Genomic DNA, 18,227 nt, shown 5'->3' on the forward strand with positions numbered 1-18,227 from the left:
CCACCGGGGCGCCGCCCGCAGGCGGCGCCCCGGCACCGCTTCAGTGCGCCACAGGCGTGAACTGCACCGGCAGCGACGTCAGACCGCGCATCCAGATGGACGGGCGCCACGTCAGCTCGTGCGGCTCCACCGCGAGGACCAGGTCGGGCAGCCGCTCCAGGAGCGTCTCGACCGCGGTCCTCGCGATGACGTCGGCGAGCAGCGGAGCCGGGTAGGGGCAGCGGTGCTCGCCGTGGCTGAAGGACAGATGCGCCGAGTTCTCCGGGCCGACATGCGACTCCGGCCAGATCTGCGGGTCCGTGTTGGCCGCGGCGAGGCCGAGCACCAGACAGTCGCCCGCCCGGATCTGCCGCCCGCCGAGCTGGGTGTCGCGCACCGCCCAGCGGCCGATGAAGTTCTGGGTCGGGGTGTCCAGCCACAACACCTCGTTGAGCGCCTCGCCCACGCTGAGGCGACCGCCGGACACGTTCAGGGCGAACCGCTCGTCGGTCAGCATCAACCGCAGCGTGTTGCAGATCCAGTTGGCCGTCGGCTGCTGCGCCGCCGCGATGATGGAGATCAGGTCCTGGACGATCTCCTCGTCGGTGAGGCCCGCCGAGTGCGTCAGCATCCGTGACGTGACGTCCGCTCCGGGCTTCTCCCGCTTCTCCTTGACCAGGAGCTGGATGCGCTCCCCGACGCGGGTGTACGCCGCCACGGGGTCGTCGCCCTCATGTGCGTCGAGCGAGATCCGCAGGTCGTCCACGAGTTGCTGCGTGTCCGTGCTCGCGTCCGGCATGCCGCACATCTGCACCGCGGCGATCATGGGCAGCGCGTGCGCGTACGCGTCCATCAGCTCCGCCTGGCCGCTGCCGGCGAACGAGGCGATGAGACGGTCGGCGATCCGGGCGCTGTCCCGGGCGAGTTCGAACTGGTCGACTCCTTCGAGGGCCTCCGTGATCACCCCGGCCCGCCTGCGGTGCTCCTCGCCCTCGGTGAACAGGACCGAAGGCTGGTAGCCGACGAACGGGAGCAGCGGCCAGTCGGCGGGGATGTGCTCCCACTGGTTCCAGCGGCGCGAGTCGCGGGCGAACAGCTCGTCGTGCGAGGTCACATAGCTGACCTCGGAGTAGCCGAGCACCAGCCACGCGGGCACGTCAGCGTCGAGGAGCACCGGCGCGACCGCCCCGTGCTCCCTGCGCAGGGTGCGGTAGAGCTGCGAAGGCGTCTGCTGGTACTCCAGACCGCCCAGGCGCACCGCGCCCGTACCCGCGTGGGCCGGGCAACCGGGCGGCGGGCTCTGCTCGTAAGGGGATCCGGTCGGCTCGGTCACGGTGTCATCTCCTGGGCCATGGCCAGTGCGTAGAGGTGGTCCACGAGGGTGATCAGGACGTCCTTGCCCGACGATCTCACCCGTGCGTCGCAGTCGATCAGCGGCACATGGTCGGGCAGCGCGAGGGCCTGGCGGATCTCATCCAGCGAGTGCCTGGAGGTGTCGTCGTCGAAGCGGTTGACGGCCACCACGAACGGCGTCTTGTGGTGTTCGAGACGGTCGATGGCGTACCAGGAGTCGTCCATCCGCCGCGTGTCGACCAGGACGACCGCGCCGAGCGTGCCGGCGAAGAGCCGGTCCCACAGGAACCAGAAGCGTTCCTGGCCGGGGGCACCGAACAGGTAGAGCACCACACGCTCGTTGAGACTGATGCGGCCGAAGTCGAACGCCACCGTCGTGGTGGTCTTGGCGGCGACGTCGGCCGTCTCGTCGACGCCGACACCGGCCTGCGTCATCACCTCTTCGGTGTTCAGCGGACGGATCTCGCTGACCGACCGGACCAGCGTGGTCTTGCCGACCCCGAAGCCGCCCACGACGACGATCTTCAAGCCGGTCTCGGCAGTGTCGGAAAGGGGCGTACGGGAGGGCAGCTCAGATGTTGCGGAGCCCATGGAGCACCTCCTTGAGAAGGGCGGAATCGGGGATCGCGGCGGCCGAGCCGGCCGCACGGGGATGGCGGGCGGTGATCCGGCCCATCGCGAGCAGGTCACCAAGGAGGATCCGCACCACCGTGATCGGCAGCTTCATCTCCGCGGCGATCTCCACCACGGCGCTCGGATGCCGGCACAGTTCGAGGATGCGTACGTGCTCCGACTGCATCCCCGCAGTGGGCTCGCACTCGCTCACCACCAGCGTGACCAGGTCGAACGAATCGTCGTCGGCGCGGCTGCGACCGCCGGTGACCGTGTAGAGCCGGTCCGGATCACCGATGTCCACGGGCCTGCGCGGCGTCACGAGGAGCCGCTGCCTTCGGCCTGACCGCGCGGCTCGGCGCGCAGATGTTCACCGATCTGCTCGACGAGTTCGGTCATCTGATGCCCCACCACTCCGGGATCGGCGTTCTCCTCCGCCACCACCGCCAGATGCGCGCCCAGGCCGGCTTCGACGATGAAGAGCAGCCCGCCGTGGAACTCGGTCATGGAGTGCCGGACGCCGCCGGTCCCGTCGCCGAACTCCATGGAGGCACCCTGGGCGAGGGCCTGGATGCCGGAGCAGATCGCCGCCAGCTGGTCAGCCTGGTCGAGCGTCAGATGCTCGCTCCAGCACAGCTTCAGGCCGTCCCGGGAGAGCACCAGGGCGTGCCGCGTACCGGGGGTGCGCTTCAGGAGGCTCTGCAGGAGCCAGGTCAGGCTGTTGTCAGTGGTCTGCATGGTAGGCGGGGCGAGATGCGCGGTTCTTCCGGTCACCTGCCCGTCCCTCCAATCTCACGATTTCGAGCGGGGAAGGGGGGCGCCAGAGCCCGGGCGCCGTGCGGGTGGCTTCGGTCTACTCGGCGGGCGGCGGCCCGGAATCGGCGGGGGACTCGGGTGCCGCGGGGGAGCCGGGCACGTCGCCCGCCGCCCGCCGCGCGCGGTGGAAGGCACCGAAGCGGGAACCGGCGTCACGCGGCGGCAGCCCCGCGTCACCGGCAAGTGACCCTGCCCCGGCGGCGGCGTCGGACGCCGCCCTGCGCTGCTCGCGCTCACGCTCCGCCTCGGCCATGGTGCGGCCGGGTGCGCGCACGGGCAGGCCGTTGGTGGTGGCCGCCGCGGGACGCGCATGCTCCGGCTGGGGCTGTGCCTGAGCACCGGCCGGGGGCTGCACGGGGGCGGCGGGCCGCTCCGGGGCGGCGGGGATCTCCGCTGCCGGCGGTGCGGGGGCTGCCGGGGTCGGCGCGGGCGCCGGTTCGGCGCCGCGGGGGGCGAGCTGCTGGGGAGCGGGGTCGCGCTGCTGGGCCATGAGCTGCGGGGGCAGGAGCACCACGACGCCCGTGCCGCCGCGTGAGGACGGACGGAAGTTGACGCTCATGCCGTACTTGGCGGCGAGGCGCCCCACCACCGCGAGACCGAGGCGGGTGCCCTGCAGCGAGGCCAGGTCCGTGACGTGCCCGGAGACCGACTGCTCCGCACGGCGCATCGCCGCGTCGGCCATCTTCAGGCCGCTGTCCTCGATCGTCACGACGATCCCGGCGCTGCGCTCCTCCACATAGACGTGCACCTCGTCGATGGGCGGGGAGAAGTTCGCGGCGTTGTCCATGAGTTCGGCCAGGACGTGCATGACGCCCTCCGCGGCGAACCCCGCGATCGCCACGGTCGTGGAGCAGTGCAGCCGCACCCGCTGATAGGCGGAGATCCGGCCCACCGCGCCCCGCAGGATGCTCTCCATGACGATCGGCTTGTTCCAGGCACGGCTGGAGCGGCCGCCCATCAGCAGGGCGAGCCGGTCGGTCATGAGCCCCAGCTGCGACGTGCTGTGATCCAGGCGCAGCAGATCGCCGAAGACCTCGACACCGTGCCGCTCCTGCATGTCCCGCAGGTCCGCGAGCATGCTCACGGACTTGGCCTGCACCCGGCTCAGCGCCTTGGCGGACGCCGCCTGCGCGGCAGCCGCCCGCCGCTCGCTGTAGGCGAGTTCCCGTACGAACGACTCGGCGGGCACCCGCAGCAGGGGATTGCGCGGCCACTCGAGACCGGCGAGGACCGTGTCCGCGGAGGCGCCGTCGCGCAGCCGCTCGATCGCCGAGGGCAGCGTCACCGCCGTCAGCTGGTCCAACTCTTCGGCCGCCTGGGCGAGTTGGCCCTGGGCGTGGTCGCGTCGGGACTCGACGTCGGCTGCGTGCCTGACGGTCTCCTCCACCACGGACGCGAACACGTGGACGACCTGGCGCAGTTGCGGATCCGACGGCGGCGCCGTCTGCGCCAAGGTCTCACTCGCGCTCGTCCCGTCGCGCAACCGTTTCACCACGGTCGGCAGCGTGACGTTCACCAGGTGCGCGGCCTCGGCACCCTGGCGCGCCAGCTGAGCCTTGAGGGACGCGGCCTCGGCGTGGTCCGCGGCGGCGGCCTCGCGGACCCGCTTGACGAGCAGGGAACTCGTCACGAGCGCGATCGCCAGACACAGCCAGCCGGCAAGGACCGAAGCCACCGTCCAGGCCCGGGCGCCGTCCGGTGCCATGACGCCCGCGACGGCCCCGGCCGCGGCGGTCACCACCAGCACGACCACGGGCAGGGCCGACGCGCGCCGACGCGCCTTCTCTATTCGGTGCGGGCTGGGAGGAGCAGGCACGGGCATTCAGCGGTCCCTCGGTCCTTGAGTGCAGGTAAGCAACGAGCCGACCGATGCGCGCATCGGTCTCGGGCCCGGTGGGAACGCCAAAGGGGACGGCGATCTTCCGGGCCACATATCGCGCCATGCTAGTCACCCCGCCGGGCGCGGAGGACAGGGAGTCGGAACAGGCCGCCCCGGAAGGGCTTTCGTCGTGATCTCGCCCCTCGAACATGACGCCGTGATAGGGGAGTTCGACTCCGCACGGACAGTGGTTGACGGTGAATCAGTCGACCGCCGACGTCTCGGCGATCTCGTACGCCTCAAGGCCAGGAGCCGCGAGGAGATCCGCGACGCAGGCCGCCGAACCGCCGACGTACGTGCTCACCAGATCGACGTCACCGGCCACGCACCAGGCTCGGTCCTCGGGCCACCACAGGTCGGGGAGTTCGGGCGGCGCGCACTCATCGGCGTCGCCGCCCGGTGACGCGGGTGAGTCCGCGTCGGTCAGCGGCCCGGAGAGCAGGATCTCGTCACGGCCCGGGGTGCGGAACACGGGATATCCGTCCCAGTTGTACTGGCCGTACCCCTCCCAGAGCCCGTACCAGCAGCGCTCGGGTGTGGCCGTGTGCCGGGAAAGCACGGGGATCAGGGCGCGGGCGACGCCGGCGGGGGTCGGGCCCTCGTCGGGGTGTTCGTCCCAGACGCCGGGGACGGCTGGGGTGTCGTCGTTGCGGTAGAGGAGGCGGTCCCCGAGGCCGATCAGCTCGTGCCAGCGCGTCCCCGCCGACACCGGCCTGCCGTACACGGCGGCCACTTGGTCCCACCGCACAGGCTCCGCGCCGAGCCAGGCCGGGTGGAGGATGCGCGCGTACGCCTCGAAGCCGGGCGCGCAGACACCGGCGACCGTGCCGAATCCGTCGTCGTGGGGCGGGCGTTGTTCCAGCCAGCGGGCGGGCGAGAGGTCGCTCCGCTCGATGCGGAGACGGCCGTAGACGGAAGGGGGCGGGCACTGGTCGACGAGGCGCATGCCCCCAGTGTCACCCGCGTCGGGACACCCGTGCGCCCGCGGGGGACGCCGATTGAGGCGGGCCGAGCGGGGCACTCGGACGGTCGCGGGGTGGCCGGGTGAGACGGCCACCGCCTTTGTGCCGGACCATGCCGATCCATGTCTACAGAAGAGGGACCCCATGGGTGTGAAGAAGACCGCTGTCCTCGTCCTGGACTGCGCGAAGCCCGAGGAGCTCGCGGAGTTCTACGCGGGGTTGCTCGGAGGCACGGCCAGCATGGGCAACGACCCCGACTATGTCGAGGTCTACGACGCGCAGGGCATCTGCCTGGCGATCCACAGGGACTACGGCTACGCGCCGCCGAGCTGGCCGCGGCCCGAGGACGCGCAGCAGGCGCACCTCAGGATCCTGGTGGACCGCGGCGACATGGACGAGGCGGAGCGCGAGGCAGTCGGCCTGGGAGCCAGGCCCGTGGACACCAAGGACAACGCCGGCCCCCGGGACACCCGGACCTACAGCGACCCGGCGGGCCACTCGTTCACCCTGGCCGTCTCCGCGGAGCCGAGGCCGTCCCGCTGAGCGCGCGCCGACGGGGGCCGCCCCGCGGTCTCCGATGACTCCGCTCAGTCGGCGGGCTCGTCCGGCACGGGCTGGTCCGGGCGCACGCCACCCGAGTGCGGTGCGCCGCGCCGGCCGGTGCCCGCCTCATCCGTGTCCGGTACGTCGTCGTCGGCGTCCGGAGCGTTGCCCGTGGTCGCCGACTCGTCGTCGGGCTCCCAGCGGTCCTCCTCTTCCGACGCCTGCTGATCGGGCAGATCCCTCGGTACGGGCGTCTCGTCCTCGCCCCGGGTCTCGGGCAGCTCCTCGCTCACGGTGAATCCCTCCAGTCCTTCTCACTTCGTTCCGCTCGTTCCGCGCGGTCTCACGGCGGCTTCCGGTGCGGAGGCGCGGCTACCCGCCGTGGTGGCGGCAACACCTCGTACTGCTTCACGGTGGACCGCAGACGCCGGGTCGGCCACACGAACGGGGCCGGTTGCCCGGCCGTGCCCCGGCCGAGACGGTCAGGGCGACGGCGATCATCGCCGAAAGGAGTCCCCAGACCGGCACGAAGCTGCCGGTGAGATCCTTGAGCAGGCCGAGCACCGGCGGCATCACCACGATGGCGATCTGGTTGACGGACATGGCGAGGCCGAGGGCGAATCCCGTCCGGTCCGGCGGAGCAGATTCGGTCACGTGGGCGACCCAGGGGCCGTACCAGCCGAAGCCGAAGAAGCCGAGCCAGACGAGCGTGCAGCAGGCGACCGCGGGCGAGCGGCCCAGCGGGGTCATCAGCACAGTCATCGCGGCGAGTACGGCGGCCATGCAGAGGACGAGCGAGCCGTACCGTCCGGACCTGGCGCGGTCGCTCCAGGCCGCCAGGGCGATCCGGCCGACGACGCCCGCCCCCTGGACGGCCACCAGGACGAGAGCCGCGGGGCCGGCTCCGACGGACGCCGTCTCGTGCAGATAGAGCACCGTCAGGATGCCCACGCCGCACTGCACCGAGATCAGGCTCGATCCGGTGAGCATGATCCGCACCATGGACGGTTCCCGGAGCATGTTCAGCCGGGCGCCGAGCCGCGACCTGAGCGAGGGGCGCGGCCCGCCGTCCCGACGCGTGGCAGGGACGGGCGGCCTGCGGTAGAAGCCCATGAACACGCAAGACCCCAGGAGCGCGACCAACCCGCCCGTCACGAGCGTCGCCCGCCAGCCGAAGGCCCCGGCGATGAAAGGCAGCGCGGCCGAGGCCAGTGCGGCGCCCAGCGGCAGCCCCGCCTGACGGATGCCCATGGCCAGACCCCGCTGGGACGCGCCGAACCACGACGCCACCGATTTGCTGCCGCCGGGCTGCACGGTGCTGTAGCCCGCGCCGACGAGCAGCAGCACCAGCAGCAGGGACACATAACCCGGCGCCGCGCTTCCCACGAGCAGGCCCACGGCGACCACGCCCGCGCCCGCCCCGACGACCCAGCGCTCGTCGCAGCGGTCGAGCAGCTCCCCGGCGACCAGCAGCCCGACCAGCGGGACCAACTGGGCCGCCGAGACCAGCAGCCCCAACTGGACGGTACTCAGGTGCAGTTCGCGTTGCAGGTGGATGCCCATCGCCCCGATTCCCTGCACGAAGAAGCCGGCCGCGGCCTGCGTGAAGGTGGCGATGCCGAGGACGACCCATCGGTAGCGCCACGTGCTGTGCGCCACCTCGGTGAGGGCTGTCATGGGCGCCAATACAGGGCGGGATCGGGGTGGTTGACGAAGCCGAGCTCGCGGTAGAGCGGCTCGCCCTCGTGCGATGCGTACAGGTCCACGCGGGCCACCTCGCGCTCCCGGAACCAGTCGAGCAGGCCCCGCATGAGCGAGCGGCTGTGTCCGCGCCGCCGGTGCGCCGGGTCGGTGACCACGCCGATCACCATGCCGACCCGGCCGTTGCGCAGATGCGGGCCCGGCAGCCGCTGCTCGACCGAGCCGATGGCGCACGCGGCCAGGCAGCCGTCACCCCTGTCACCGCCACCGCCGTCGCCGTCCACGACGAGCATCCGCGTGTTTCCCGTGGCCAACTGGTCCTTGAGGACGACGGCCAGGGCGTCCTGCCAACTGCCGTCTACCGATGGCGGGTTGAAGTAGTCGCCGCCGAGGTCTTCGAACAGCAGCGCCCGCAGGCGTACGAGCTCCGCGATGTCGTCCTGTGTCGCCGGGCGTATGCCGGCGTGGTCTCCGGTGCGTTGTGACATGCCGGTCAGCCTGATGTAATGGTCTTGTGCACCTCAACCCTTACGGCGAGGAAGTCGTGAACCTGGCCGCCGACCTCGCCAACCGGCGCCCTGAGACCGCCGATGAGCTCGCGGACCGCTGCCGCGCGGCGGGGCTCGTTCTGGAGCGGCCCGTCACGCCGGAGGACCTCGGCCGCACCCAGGACGCGCTGCACGCGTGGGAGAAGGTCGTCGACGCGACCGGCGAGGAGGAGCGTGCCGAGCGGCTCAACCAGATGCTGGCGGCATCCGCGGCCCACCCCCGGCTGACCGACCACGCGGGCTCGGGCTGGCACCTGCACTACCGCGACGAACGGCAGCCGCTCGGCGCCCTGCTGTTCCAGCTGATCTCCGTCGGCACGGCGCTGCACCTGGCAGGGCGTGGCATGCACCGGCTCCGGCGGTGCGCCGTGACCGAGTGCGCCACGATCTCCGCCGACACCTCACGCACCGGGCGGCAGCGCTACTGCTCCCAGCGGTGCGCCAACCGCGACGCGGTCCGCAGGCACCGGGCGCGCTCCACGGGGCGAGACGACTGAATCCGCCCCCGGATACGGGGCCCGGGGCCTGTTCTCCGGCCGGCCTTCTGGTATTCACTCCTGGGATCGATCGCCGTCCGCGCGCTCGCGTTCGCTGCGGGTGTCCCTACGCGACCCAGGAGTTCCCGTGGCCCTTGCACGCCGTCCGTTCAGCGCCGCAGCGAAGGCGACGGTGGTGGCCGTCGCCGCCGCGGGGCTTCTCGCCCCCGGTGTCGTCGTCGACCGGTACGGGGACACCGCGGCGGCTGCGGCCCCAACTGCCGCTGTCCCGCCCCCGATCGCCGACTGGCAGCACGAACGCCTCGCCCCCGGGGCCGATCTGTACCAGGGGAGCATCTCGGGCCGCCCCGGCGCGGACCACTGGACGGTCACCGTGCGCGCGAACGGTGCCCACCTCGCCGCGGAGCGGGACGCGCAGGCGCTGGCCGAGCGGGTGCGCGCTGCCGGGTTCGGCGCGCGTGCCGAGGCGGTCGCGTGGCCGCGGGGTGCCGACCGGACCGGGGTGATCGGGGTGCGGGTCCGGGTGGGGGAGTACGACGCGCGGACCGGCGCCGACGCCCAGCGGAAGGCGCTCGCCGCCGCCGGGTTCGACGCGGTGAGCGAGTGGACCGGCGCCGACGGCGTGCCCGGCACCGGAACCGCCCGGGTCAAGGTGGCGATCGTCGACCCGAAGCGCTACGGCGGCGCGATGAAGGGCACGTACGGCACGGGTGTCGCCGGCCGCGAGACGGTGAGCGCCATGGCCGCGGACGACGACGCCCTGCTCGGCGTCAACGCGGGCTTCTTCGTCATGGAGGGCAAGGACGGGGCGCCGGGCGCGGCGGCCGGGATCGCCGCGTACGACGGGGAGTTGCAGAGCGCGGCCACCAACGGGCGGATCGCGGCGGTGCTGCGCGGCGACGGCCTGCGCCCGGAGTTCAAGAAGCTCAGGACAAAGCTCCGGGTCCGCGCGGGGTCGGCGTCCGCGATGGTGGACGGCATCAACCGGGTGCCGGGCCTGGTCCGCAACTGCGGCGGTACCGGCGGCGATTCCCCGACCGAGCGCCCGCAGCACGACGTCACCTGCACCGACCCCGACGAGATCGTGAAGTTCACCGACGAGCTCGGCGCGAACACCCCTGCGGGCGAGGGGCTGGAGGCCGTGCTCGACGCGAGCGGGCGCGTACGGGAGATGCGTGCGCGCGGCGGCGCGGTGCCGGACGGCGGCAGCGTCCTCGCGGGCATCGGCGCGGGCGCCACCTGGCTGCGTACCCACGCGAAGCCGGGCAGCGCCGTGAAGGTGGGGCAGCGGATCCTGGACGAACGGGGCAGGGAGCTGAAGCTCGGCCCGCAGGACGACATCGTCAACGGCGGCCCCGAGCTGGTGCGCGGCGGCAAGGTCGCGGTGAACTACGCCGCCGACGGCATCGACCGCGCCGGCGACCGTTCCTTCGCGTACACCTGGGGCATCAAGCGCAACCCGCGCATGCTCCTGGGCGTCGACCGGCAGGGCCGCATGCTCCTGGCGGGCGTGGACGGCAGGCGGCCCGGCCACAGCGACGGGTTCGGCCTGGGCGAAGGCGCGGAACTGATGAAGTCGCTCGGCGCGGTCCACGCCATGGCCCTGGACGGCGGTGGTTCCGTCACGATGACGGTGAACGGCAAGGTGATCAACTCCCCGTCGGACGGCACGGAGCGCCCGGTGGGCGACGCGTTGCTGCTTACGCGCTGACCGCCTCCCGCGCAGGCGGAGGAGCGGTGGTGACGGGGACACAGCGCGGGCCGCGGACCAAGAGGCCCGGGCGGTAGGGGAGTTGGGCCGGGTCGGCCGTCAGGCGCAGGGTGGGGAAGGCCGCCAGGAGGCGGGGGAGCGCGATCGTCGCCTCCAGGCGGGCGAGCCGTGAGCCGACGCAGAAGTGCGGTCCGTGGCCGAAGGCGGCGTGCGGCGCCGGGCGGGTGTCACCGGAGCCTGCCAGATAGCGGGCCGGGCGGAAGGCGTCCGGGTCGGGGAAGTGCCGGGGGTCGCGGTTGGCGGCGGCGAGCACCGCGAGGACGGAGGCGCCCCCGGGTATGACCACGCCCTCGCCGAGGTCCACCTCCTCGGTCGTGTGCCGCCATGTCGTGCCCTCCAGCGGACTGGCGTGCCGCAGCGTCTCCTCCACGACGGCGGGCCAGCGAGCGGGATCACGCCGCGCTGCCACCAGCTCCTCGGGGTGGGTGAGCAACAGCAGCGACGCCGACGCGAGGAGGTTCATCGTGGTCTCGTAGCCCGCGAACAGGAGGAGGAACGCCATGGCGAGCAGTTCCCCGTCGTCGAGGCCACCCTCCGTCGCGTCCTGCGTGAGCGCGCTGAACAGGTCGGAGCCGGGCGCGCGGCGCTTGCGGGCGATCAGCTCGGTGAAGTAGGCGTACAGACCGGTCCACGCCTCCTCCACCGCGCCCGGCTCCAGCGCGTCGGCGGGCGAGCCCACCCGGTAGGTCCAGTCCCGCAGATCGGCCCGGTCGGCCTCCGGCACCCCGAGCACCTCACCGATCACGAGGACGGGCAGCGGGAAGGCGAAGGCGTCCACGAGGTCCACGCTCCCCTCGCGCCGCAGCCGTAGCTCCATCTCCCGCAGGAGCCCGCCGGTCAGCTCCTCGATCCGCGGCCGCAGCGCGTCGACGCGGCGCGGGGCGAACGCGGCTGTGGTCAGCCGTCGCAGCCGGGTGTGATCGGGGGCATCGGAGTTGAGCATGTGCCGGGCGAGGCAGGCGCGGGCTCGCTGCGCGGGCGAATCCCCCTTCGGCCGCCCGGCACCCTGCGGGGGCACGTTCGAGAAGCGGGGGTCGGCGAGCACGGCCCGCGTCCGCTCGTATCCGGTGACGAGCCAGGCGTACGTCCCGTTGGCGAGCGGGACCCGCACGGCGGGCCCCCGGTCGCGGAGGCGCGCGTAGTACGGATACGGGTCGCGCGCGAAGGCGGGATCCGCGGGGTCCAGGGGCGTGGGGGCCGGGGGAGCGATGTCCGGGGGAGTGATCACCCGCTCATCCTCGCCGCGGCGGCCCCACCGCGGAGATCGGCCCCGGCGCCAGGAACGAGGGCCGGGACCTGTGGGAACCGAACAGTAACCATCGGTAGGGGCGCGAGCCACAGAACGTGACGAGGGCTACTGGCTGTCACGCCCGAGAACCGGGGGCGCTTCGTGGAAGAGGGCGATCACGAGATATCTTGATGTCGAGCAATGTTGCAGACGTGGAGCGGAGCACCCGGTGACTGACTCGACCATCATCTACACCCAGACTGACGAGGCCCCGGCCCTCGCGACGTATTCGTTCTTGCCGGTGGTCAGGGCCTACGCCTCGACGGCCGGGGTCGCCGTGGAGAGCCGTGACATCTCCCTGGCGGGGCGCATCATCGCTCTCTTCCCCGAGTTCCTCGAGGAGAGCCAGCGCATCGACGACGCCCTCGCCGAGCTGGGCGAGCTGGCCAAGACGCCCGGCGCGAACATCATCAAGCTGCCGAACATCTCGGCCTCGATCCCGCAGCTGAAGGCGGCCGTCGCCGAGCTCCAGTCGCAGGGTTACGCGCTGCCGAACTACCCGGACGACCCGAAGACCGACGCGGAGAAGGACATCCGCGCCCGTTACGACAAGGTCAAGGGCAGCGCCGTCAACCCGGTCCTGCGCGAGGGCAACTCCGACCGCCGCGCCCCCGCCTCGGTGAAGAACTACGCCAAGGCGCACCCGCACCGCATGGGCGCCTGGACGGCCGACTCGAAGACGAACGTCGCCACCATGGGCGTCGATGACTTCCGCTCCACCGAGAAGTCCGCGACCATCGCCGACGCCGGCACCCTGCGCATCGAGTTCACGGGCGAGGACGGCAGCACCACGGTCCTGCGCGAGTCCGTACCGGTCCTCGCGGGCGAGGTCGTCGACGCGGCCGTCATGCGGGCGGCCAAGCTGCGTGAGTTCCTCACCGCGCAGATCGCGAAGGCCAAGGCCGACGGTGTGCTGTTCTCCGTGCACCTCAAGGCCACGATGATGAAGGTGTCCGACCCGATCATCTTCGGCCACGTCGTGCGCGCCTTCTTCCCGAAGACCTTCGCCGCGTACGGCCCTGCCCTTGCGGGCGCGGGCCTGAGCCCGAACGACGGCCTCGGCGGCATCCTCAACGGCCTCGGCGCCCTGCCCGAGGGCGAGCAGATCAAGGCGTCCTTCGAGGCCGAGCTGGCCGAGGGCCCGGAGCTCGCGATGGTCGACTCCGACAAGGGCATCACGAACCTGCACGTGCCCTCCGACGTCATCGTCGACGCCTCCATGCCGGCGATGATCCGCACCTCCGGCCACATGTGGGGCCCGGACGGCGGCGAGCACGACACCCTCGCGGTCCTGCCGGACTCCAGCTACTCCGGCGTGTACCAGGTCGTCATCGACGACTGCCGCGCCAACGGCGCCTTCGACCCGGCGACGATGGGCTCGGTGCCCAACGTCGGCCTCATGGCGCAGAAGGCCGAGGAGTACGGCAGCCACGACAAGACCTTCGAGATCGCCGCGCCCGGCACGGTGCGCGTGCTCGACGAGGCCGGCAACGTCGTCCTGGAGCAGACCGTCTCCACCGGCGACATCTTCCGCATGTGCCAGGCCAAGGACGCCCCGATCCGCGACTGGGTCAAGCTGGCCGTCAACCGCGCCCGCGCCACCGGCTCGCCGGCCGTGTTCTGGCTCGACGAGACCCGCGCGCACGACGCGCAGCTCATCGAGAAGGTCAAGGCGTACCTGCCCGAGCACGACACCGACGGCCTGCAGATCGAGATCATGTCCCCGGTCGAGGCGACCGCGTTCTCCCTGGAGCGCATCCGCCGCGGCGAGGACACCATCTCCGTCACCGGCAACGTGCTGCGTGACTACCTGACGGACCTGTTCCCGATCCTCGAGCTCGGCACCAGCGCCAAGATGCTCTCCATCGTTCCGCTCATGAACGGCGGCGGCCTCTTCGAGACGGGCGCGGGCGGCTCCGCCCCCAAGCACGTCCAGCAGCTGGTCCGCGAGAACTACCTGCGCTGGGACAGCCTGGGCGAGTTCCTCGCCCTCGCGTCCAGCTTCGAGCACCTCGCGCAGACCACGGACAACGCGAGCGCGCAGGTCCTCGCCGACACCCTCGACCGCGCGACGGCGACCTTCCTGGAGAAGGACAAGTCGCCGACCCGCCGCGTCGGCGGCATCGACAACCGCGGCAGCCACTTCTACCTGGCCATGTACTGGGCCCAGGAGCTGGCCAAGCAGACCGCCGACACCACGCTCGCCGAGGCGTTCGCCCCGCTGGCCAAGACCCTGGTCGAGCAGGAGCAGACGATCGTGGACGAGCTGAACGGCGTCCAGGGCTCGCCCGCCGACATCGGCGGCTACTACCAGCCCGACGAGGCCAAGGCCGCGGCCGTCATGCGCCCGTCGGCGACGCTGAACAAGGCGCTCGGCCTTCTTGGCTGAGTGAACTCCGGCTCGGCCGAGTGAACTCCGGCTTCGTCGAGTGAACTTCGGCTGACACAGGTCCGCCCCGGCAGCGAATTCGCTGCCGGGGCGGACCTGTTCGCGCGTCCGGTGGGCGGGTCCGGCAGGATCGGGCTCATGTCGCGATCACCGAGCACGTTCCCCTGGCCAGCCACCCTCACCACGGACCGCCTCGTCCTGCGTCCGATCGAGCCCGGCGACGTCCCCGCCATGGCGCGGCTGTGGACGGACGCGGAGGTCCGCCGTCACCTCGGCGGGCCGGTCGACAAGGAGACACTTCGCGTGCGCGAGCGGCACTGCGTCGGTGCGCGCGGCGCCTTCAGCGTGACGCCGCGTGCGGGCGGACCGGTGATCGGCGGCGTACAACTGGAACCCGATGGGCGGCGGGCCGGGCGGACCGAGGTCTCGTATCAACTGCTGCCCGAACACTGGGGGTTCGGATACGGGCGTGAGGCGGTCGCCGCCGCGGTCGCCTGGGCGCGCGAAGCGACCACCCCCGTCGCTTCGGAGGTGGTCGCGGTCACCCAGGAGGCCAATGTCCGGTCGCGCCGCCTGCTCGAGTCGATCGGCATGGAGCAGGCGGAGGCCTTCGTCGAATGGGGCGCGGCGCAGGTGCTGTACTCCGCAGGTTCCGTGGTCCGCGGGCCGCGGCCCTAGCCGAACGTCACCGAGCTGACCCTGTTGTCGAAGCCGATGGTGGACAGGTCGGCCACGTCACCGCCATTCCCTATTTCTGAAACGCGTTCTACTGTGTGCGCCGTCAAGCCCACGCCCGGGGAGCCAGCGAAAGCAGGAGGGGCCGTGCACCTCGAATACACGCCTGAGCAGCGGCAGTTGCGCACCGAGCTGCGCACGTACTTCGCCGAGCTGGTGCCCGACAACGCGTACGCCCGGTACGCCGACCCCGCCGCGCAGAAGCAGTTCTACCGGGAGACCATCCGCCGCCTGGGCGCCGACGGCTGGCTCGGTGTCGGCTGGCCCAAGGAGTACGGAGGCCGCGGGCTCTCGCCGATGGAGCAGTTCATCTTCTTCGACGAGGCCGCACAGGCCGGCGTCCCACTGCCTTTGATGGCCTTGAACACCGTAGGGCCGACCCTGATGCAGTTCGGCACGGAGGAGCAGAAGGCGTACTTCCTGCCGAAGATCCTCTCCGGCGAACTCGACTTCGCGATCGGCTACAGCGAGCCGGACGCGGGCACCGACCTCGCGGCGCTCAAGACCAAGGCGGTCCGCGAAGGCGATGAGTACGTCGTCAACGGCCAGAAGATCTGGACCACCAACGGCGACACCGCCGACTGGGTCTGGCTAGCCGTCCGCACCGACCCGGACGCCCCGCCCCACAAGGGCATCACCATGCTCCTCGTACCGACGAGCGACCCCGGCTACTCCTGCACCATCATCAACACCCTTGCCTCGCACGACACCACGGCGAGCTACTACGAGAACATCCGCGTCCCCGTCTCGCGCCGCGTGGGCGAGGAGAACAAGGGCTGGCGGCTCATCACCAACCAGCTCAACCACGAACGCGTCACGCTCGCCGCGCACGGCACCATGGCCATCCGTGCCTTCCACAACGTGCAGCGCTGGGCCGCCGACACCAAGCTCGCCGACGGCCGCCGCGTCATCGACCTCGGCTGGGTCCGCCAACGCCTGGCCAGGACGCACACCAAGCTCGACGCGATGAAGCTCCTCAACTGGCAGATGGTGAACGCCGTCCAGGAGGGCACCCTCACCCCCCAGGACGCCTCCGCCGTGAAGGTGTACGGCTCCGAGGCGCGCAGGGACGCGTATGGCTGGCTGATGGAGGTGGTCGGCTCGGCCGGCTCGCTGAAGGAAGGCTCTGCGGGCACGGTCCTCCACGGCGAGCTGGAGCGCGGCTACCGCAGCGCCGTCATCTTCACCTTCGGCGGCGGCAACAACGAGATCCAGCGCGAGATCATCTCCTGGATCGGGCTCGGGATGCCGCGGGTGCGCCGCTGACCTCTGGAATCGGACCCTCCTTCTTTCCGGTTTTCTTTCCGGCGGCAGGCAAGGTAATCAGCAGTACAACTGCTCCGAGGAGTGCGATGGCCGCGATCCAGCCCGCGCCGACGTGCATGGCATGGACAAACGCATCGTCAGCAGCCTGAGCAAGAGTGGGCCGGTGGATAGTGGTGGCGACGTGGCGGGCCTGTTCGGCGGAAACGCGCGCCTGATCCCGCACCGGACCGGGTGCACCCTCCAGTGCAGGTTCGATCGCACGCCGGTACGTGATCGACATGATCGTGCCGCCTACCGCGATTCCGATGACGCTGCCGGTCTGTCGCACGGTGTTGGTGACGGCCGATCCTGCACCGGCCTGTTCCAACGGCAGGTCGCTGATCAACGCGGCCGTAACGGGGCCGATCACCATGCCGATCGAGAGACCCTGTATCAACAGCAGGATCTCGATCCAGACGAGCGGAGTCTGGAGTCCGAGGAATCCGTACCCGCCCATGGTCAGCGCAGCCAGGGTCAGCGCCGGCACGGTGACAAGACGTAGAGGCAGGCGGCGAACCAGGCGCGAGGCGAGGGGCGCCCCCGCGAGCGCGCCGAGTGCGGTCGGGATATTGGCCAGACCCGCCTTCATCGGCGAAAATCCGAGCGCGCCTTGCAGGTAGAAGGCGTTGTAGAAGGTAATGGCGGCAACGCCGAAGAGCAGCAGCCCGAGGGCCACATTGCCGCCGCCGAATGTGCGTTGCGCGAAGAGTCGCGGATCGAAGCTGGGCATTTTGACACGCAGTTCGACGACTACGAAAACGGCCAGCAGAACCAGACCGGCAACGATCGGCGCCCAGACGTCGGTACGGCTCCACGCCGCCACCTGCCCCGCCCGGATCAGCCCGTAGGCCAACGCCACGAGCCCACTCATCGACAGCAGCATTCCAGCGGGGTCCAGTGGTCGCAGAGTGGGGCTGCGGAAATTTGGAACCAGCACGGCGAGCCCCACCAACGCCAATACCGCGACCGGGACATTGATCAGAAATACCGAGCCCCACCAGAAATGATCGAGCAGAAACCCCGCAAGGACCGGTCCCGCAGCCATTCCGACACCGGCCGACGTCGAGAAAATCCCGACCGCGGCAGCTCGCGCGGGACCGGTAAAGGTCCACATGAGGATGGCCATCATGGCGGGCGTGATCAGCGCGCTGCCCACCCCCATCGCAACCCGAGCCGCAATCAGCTGGCCCGCATCGCTTGCGTACGCAGCCCACAGCGAAGACCCGGCGAAAATCACCAAGCCACTGGAAAACACAGTCCGGTGACCGTACCGATCGCCCAATGCGCCTGCGGTGAACATCAATGTGGCGAAGGCCAGAGTGTACGAACCGGTCGCCCATTGCAGCTGACCGGGATCGGCTCCCAATCCCCGGACCGGGTCTGCGAGGGTCTCCAACGTGGTACTCAGGACGGTATTGTCCAGCCAAATCAGCAGCGAACACACCATAAGAACGGAAAGAATCAACCGCTGCCTGAACTTCGGCAAAGTTGGAGGCGTGGTCATGAACACCTTCGGATATCGATCGGCGGGAACTGAACGACTGGACCATAAGCAAACTCCACGACGCCGTCAAGCTTGGAATTTCTTGCCAATGCTGTTGCTAGTGAAGGGGGTTATATGCCCTCCGCGGGATTTGCGGACGGAATAAATTTGTGCCCTCTGGCGGATTTGCAAATTGAAGGAATTCATGACCTCCGACCCCAGCTCCTCCTCGCCCCCGGCGGCTGCCGTGGTCGAGGCTGCCGGGCTCAGCCCAGGGCGGGGCCACCCCCGCCGCCCCCGCAGGTGTTACGGCCAGATGTATTGACACGGCCCGAGGGGCGGGTCAGCATCACTGCCAAGTTAATT

17 protein-coding genes are annotated in these 18,227 nt (G+C 70.9%); 6 read left to right on the forward strand and 11 right to left on the reverse strand.

From position 1 onward, the window contains the following. Positions 1 to 40: 40 nt before the first annotated feature. The 6 genes from ACWGI2_RS23340 to ACWGI2_RS23365 all read right to left on the reverse strand — a co-directional run bounded on the left by ACWGI2_RS23340 (position 41) and on the right by ACWGI2_RS23365 (position 5,585). A complete protein-coding gene (locus ACWGI2_RS23340) occupies positions 41 to 1,312 on the reverse strand; it encodes a cytochrome P450 (RefSeq protein WP_453396236.1) in 1,272 nt (423 codons plus the stop codon). Then, positions 1,309 to 1,923 (reverse strand): GTP-binding protein, encoded by a 615-nt coding sequence (locus ACWGI2_RS23345; RefSeq protein ID WP_453396237.1) that lies wholly within the window; start codon positions 1,921 to 1,923, stop codon positions 1,309 to 1,311. The genes ACWGI2_RS23340 and ACWGI2_RS23345 overlap by 4 nt, the downstream gene beginning before the upstream one ends. Next, positions 1,904 to 2,266, reverse strand: coding sequence for a DUF742 domain-containing protein (locus ACWGI2_RS23350; protein WP_160503229.1), 363 nt, complete (start codon positions 2,264 to 2,266; stop codon positions 1,904 to 1,906). Before ACWGI2_RS23350 ends, ACWGI2_RS23345 begins: the two co-directional genes overlap by 20 nt. Then, positions 2,263 to 2,682 (reverse strand): roadblock/LC7 domain-containing protein, encoded by a 420-nt coding sequence (locus ACWGI2_RS23355; RefSeq protein ID WP_453396238.1) that lies wholly within the window; start codon positions 2,680 to 2,682, stop codon positions 2,263 to 2,265. The genes ACWGI2_RS23350 and ACWGI2_RS23355 overlap by 4 nt, the downstream gene beginning before the upstream one ends. Positions 2,683 to 2,797: 115 nt before the next feature. Next, positions 2,798 to 4,582 (reverse strand): sensor histidine kinase, encoded by a 1,785-nt coding sequence (locus tag ACWGI2_RS23360; protein WP_453697376.1) that lies wholly within the window; start codon positions 4,580 to 4,582, stop codon positions 2,798 to 2,800. Positions 4,583 to 4,841: 259 nt separating this feature from the next. Continuing rightward, a complete protein-coding gene (locus ACWGI2_RS23365; protein WP_453396240.1) occupies positions 4,842 to 5,585 on the reverse strand; it encodes a hypothetical protein in 744 nt (247 codons plus the stop codon). Positions 5,586 to 5,745: 160 nt separating this feature from the next. Between ACWGI2_RS23365 and ACWGI2_RS23370 the strand changes: the two genes are divergently transcribed. Further along, positions 5,746 to 6,144: a VOC family protein gene (locus ACWGI2_RS23370; protein WP_453697377.1), complete on the forward strand. Its 399-nt coding sequence runs from the start codon at positions 5,746 to 5,748 to the stop codon at positions 6,142 to 6,144. A gap of 44 nt (positions 6,145 to 6,188) precedes the next feature. On the opposite strand, the gene ACWGI2_RS23375 is transcribed toward ACWGI2_RS23370, so the two are convergent. The 3 genes from ACWGI2_RS23375 to ACWGI2_RS23385 all read right to left on the reverse strand — a co-directional run bounded on the left by ACWGI2_RS23375 (position 6,189) and on the right by ACWGI2_RS23385 (position 8,333). Further along, entirely contained in the window at positions 6,189 to 6,437 is a 249-nt protein-coding gene (locus ACWGI2_RS23375; protein WP_453396242.1) for a hypothetical protein, read from the reverse strand. A 115-nt stretch (positions 6,438 to 6,552) separates the two neighbouring features. Further along, positions 6,553 to 7,821: an MFS transporter gene (locus ACWGI2_RS23380; protein ID WP_453697378.1), complete on the reverse strand. Its 1,269-nt coding sequence runs from the start codon at positions 7,819 to 7,821 to the stop codon at positions 6,553 to 6,555. Then, entirely contained in the window at positions 7,818 to 8,333 is a 516-nt protein-coding gene (locus ACWGI2_RS23385; protein WP_453697379.1) for a GNAT family N-acetyltransferase, read from the reverse strand. Before ACWGI2_RS23385 ends, ACWGI2_RS23380 begins: the two co-directional genes overlap by 4 nt. 26 nt (positions 8,334 to 8,359) lie before the next feature. On the opposite strand from ACWGI2_RS23385, the gene ACWGI2_RS23390 reads away from it, so the two are divergent. Continuing rightward, complete coding sequence (locus ACWGI2_RS23390) at positions 8,360 to 8,890, forward strand: CGNR zinc finger domain-containing protein (RefSeq protein WP_453697381.1); 531 nt, start codon at positions 8,360 to 8,362, stop codon at positions 8,888 to 8,890. 127 nt (positions 8,891 to 9,017) lie between these two features. After that, positions 9,018 to 10,601 (forward strand): phosphodiester glycosidase family protein, encoded by a 1,584-nt coding sequence (locus ACWGI2_RS23395; RefSeq protein WP_453697383.1) that lies wholly within the window; start codon positions 9,018 to 9,020, stop codon positions 10,599 to 10,601. Here ACWGI2_RS23395 and ACWGI2_RS23400 read toward each other — a convergent pair. Continuing rightward, a complete protein-coding gene (locus ACWGI2_RS23400) occupies positions 10,591 to 11,889 on the reverse strand; it encodes a cytochrome P450 family protein (protein ID WP_453697385.1) in 1,299 nt (432 codons plus the stop codon). The genes ACWGI2_RS23395 and ACWGI2_RS23400 overlap by 11 nt on opposite strands. 229 nt (positions 11,890 to 12,118) lie before the next feature. Between ACWGI2_RS23400 and ACWGI2_RS23405 the strand changes: the two genes are divergently transcribed. From ACWGI2_RS23405 to ACWGI2_RS23415, 3 genes are all read left to right on the forward strand, one after another. Next, complete coding sequence (locus ACWGI2_RS23405; protein ID WP_453396248.1) at positions 12,119 to 14,338, forward strand: NADP-dependent isocitrate dehydrogenase; 2,220 nt, start codon at positions 12,119 to 12,121, stop codon at positions 14,336 to 14,338. Positions 14,339 to 14,476: 138 nt separating this feature from the next. Continuing rightward, the gene (locus ACWGI2_RS23410) at positions 14,477 to 15,016 is read left to right on the forward strand and encodes a GNAT family N-acetyltransferase (protein WP_453396249.1); all 540 of its coding nucleotides are present in this window, start codon (positions 14,477 to 14,479) and stop codon (positions 15,014 to 15,016) included. A gap of 144 nt (positions 15,017 to 15,160) precedes the next feature. After that, positions 15,161 to 16,339: an acyl-CoA dehydrogenase family protein gene (locus ACWGI2_RS23415; protein WP_453697387.1), complete on the forward strand. Its 1,179-nt coding sequence runs from the start codon at positions 15,161 to 15,163 to the stop codon at positions 16,337 to 16,339. Here ACWGI2_RS23415 and ACWGI2_RS23420 read toward each other — a convergent pair. Beyond that, positions 16,296 to 17,882, reverse strand: coding sequence for an MFS transporter (locus ACWGI2_RS23420; RefSeq protein ID WP_453697389.1), 1,587 nt, complete (start codon positions 17,880 to 17,882; stop codon positions 16,296 to 16,298). The genes ACWGI2_RS23415 and ACWGI2_RS23420 overlap by 44 nt on opposite strands. Between the last annotated feature and the right edge of the window lie 345 nt (positions 17,883 to 18,227).

Source organism: Streptomyces sp. NPDC054866 (assembly GCF_053610745.1).

Excerpts from the sequence above, each read along its gene's own strand:
- ACWGI2_RS23385 (WP_453697379.1), bottom strand. The coding sequence starts at position 8,333 with ATGTCACAACGCACCGGAGACCACGCCGGCATACGCCCGGCGACACAG.
- ACWGI2_RS23380 (WP_453697378.1), bottom strand. The coding sequence starts at position 7,821 with ATGACAGCCCTCACCGAGGTGGCGCACAGCACGTGGCGCTACCGATGG.
- ACWGI2_RS23420 (WP_453697389.1), bottom strand. The coding sequence starts at position 17,882 with ATGACCACGCCTCCAACTTTGCCGAAGTTCAGGCAGCGGTTGATTCTT.
- ACWGI2_RS23345 (WP_453396237.1), bottom strand. The coding sequence starts at position 1,923 with ATGGGCTCCGCAACATCTGAGCTGCCCTCCCGTACGCCCCTTTCCGAC.
- ACWGI2_RS23355 (WP_453396238.1), bottom strand. The coding sequence starts at position 2,682 with ATGCAGACCACTGACAACAGCCTGACCTGGCTCCTGCAGAGCCTCCTG.
- ACWGI2_RS23360 (WP_453697376.1), bottom strand. The coding sequence starts at position 4,582 with ATGCCCGTGCCTGCTCCTCCCAGCCCGCACCGAATAGAGAAGGCGCGT.
- ACWGI2_RS23365 (WP_453396240.1), bottom strand. The coding sequence starts at position 5,585 with ATGCGCCTCGTCGACCAGTGCCCGCCCCCTTCCGTCTACGGCCGTCTC.
- ACWGI2_RS23370 (WP_453697377.1), top strand. The coding sequence starts at position 5,746 with ATGGGTGTGAAGAAGACCGCTGTCCTCGTCCTGGACTGCGCGAAGCCC.
- ACWGI2_RS23410 (WP_453396249.1), top strand. The coding sequence starts at position 14,477 with ATGTCGCGATCACCGAGCACGTTCCCCTGGCCAGCCACCCTCACCACG.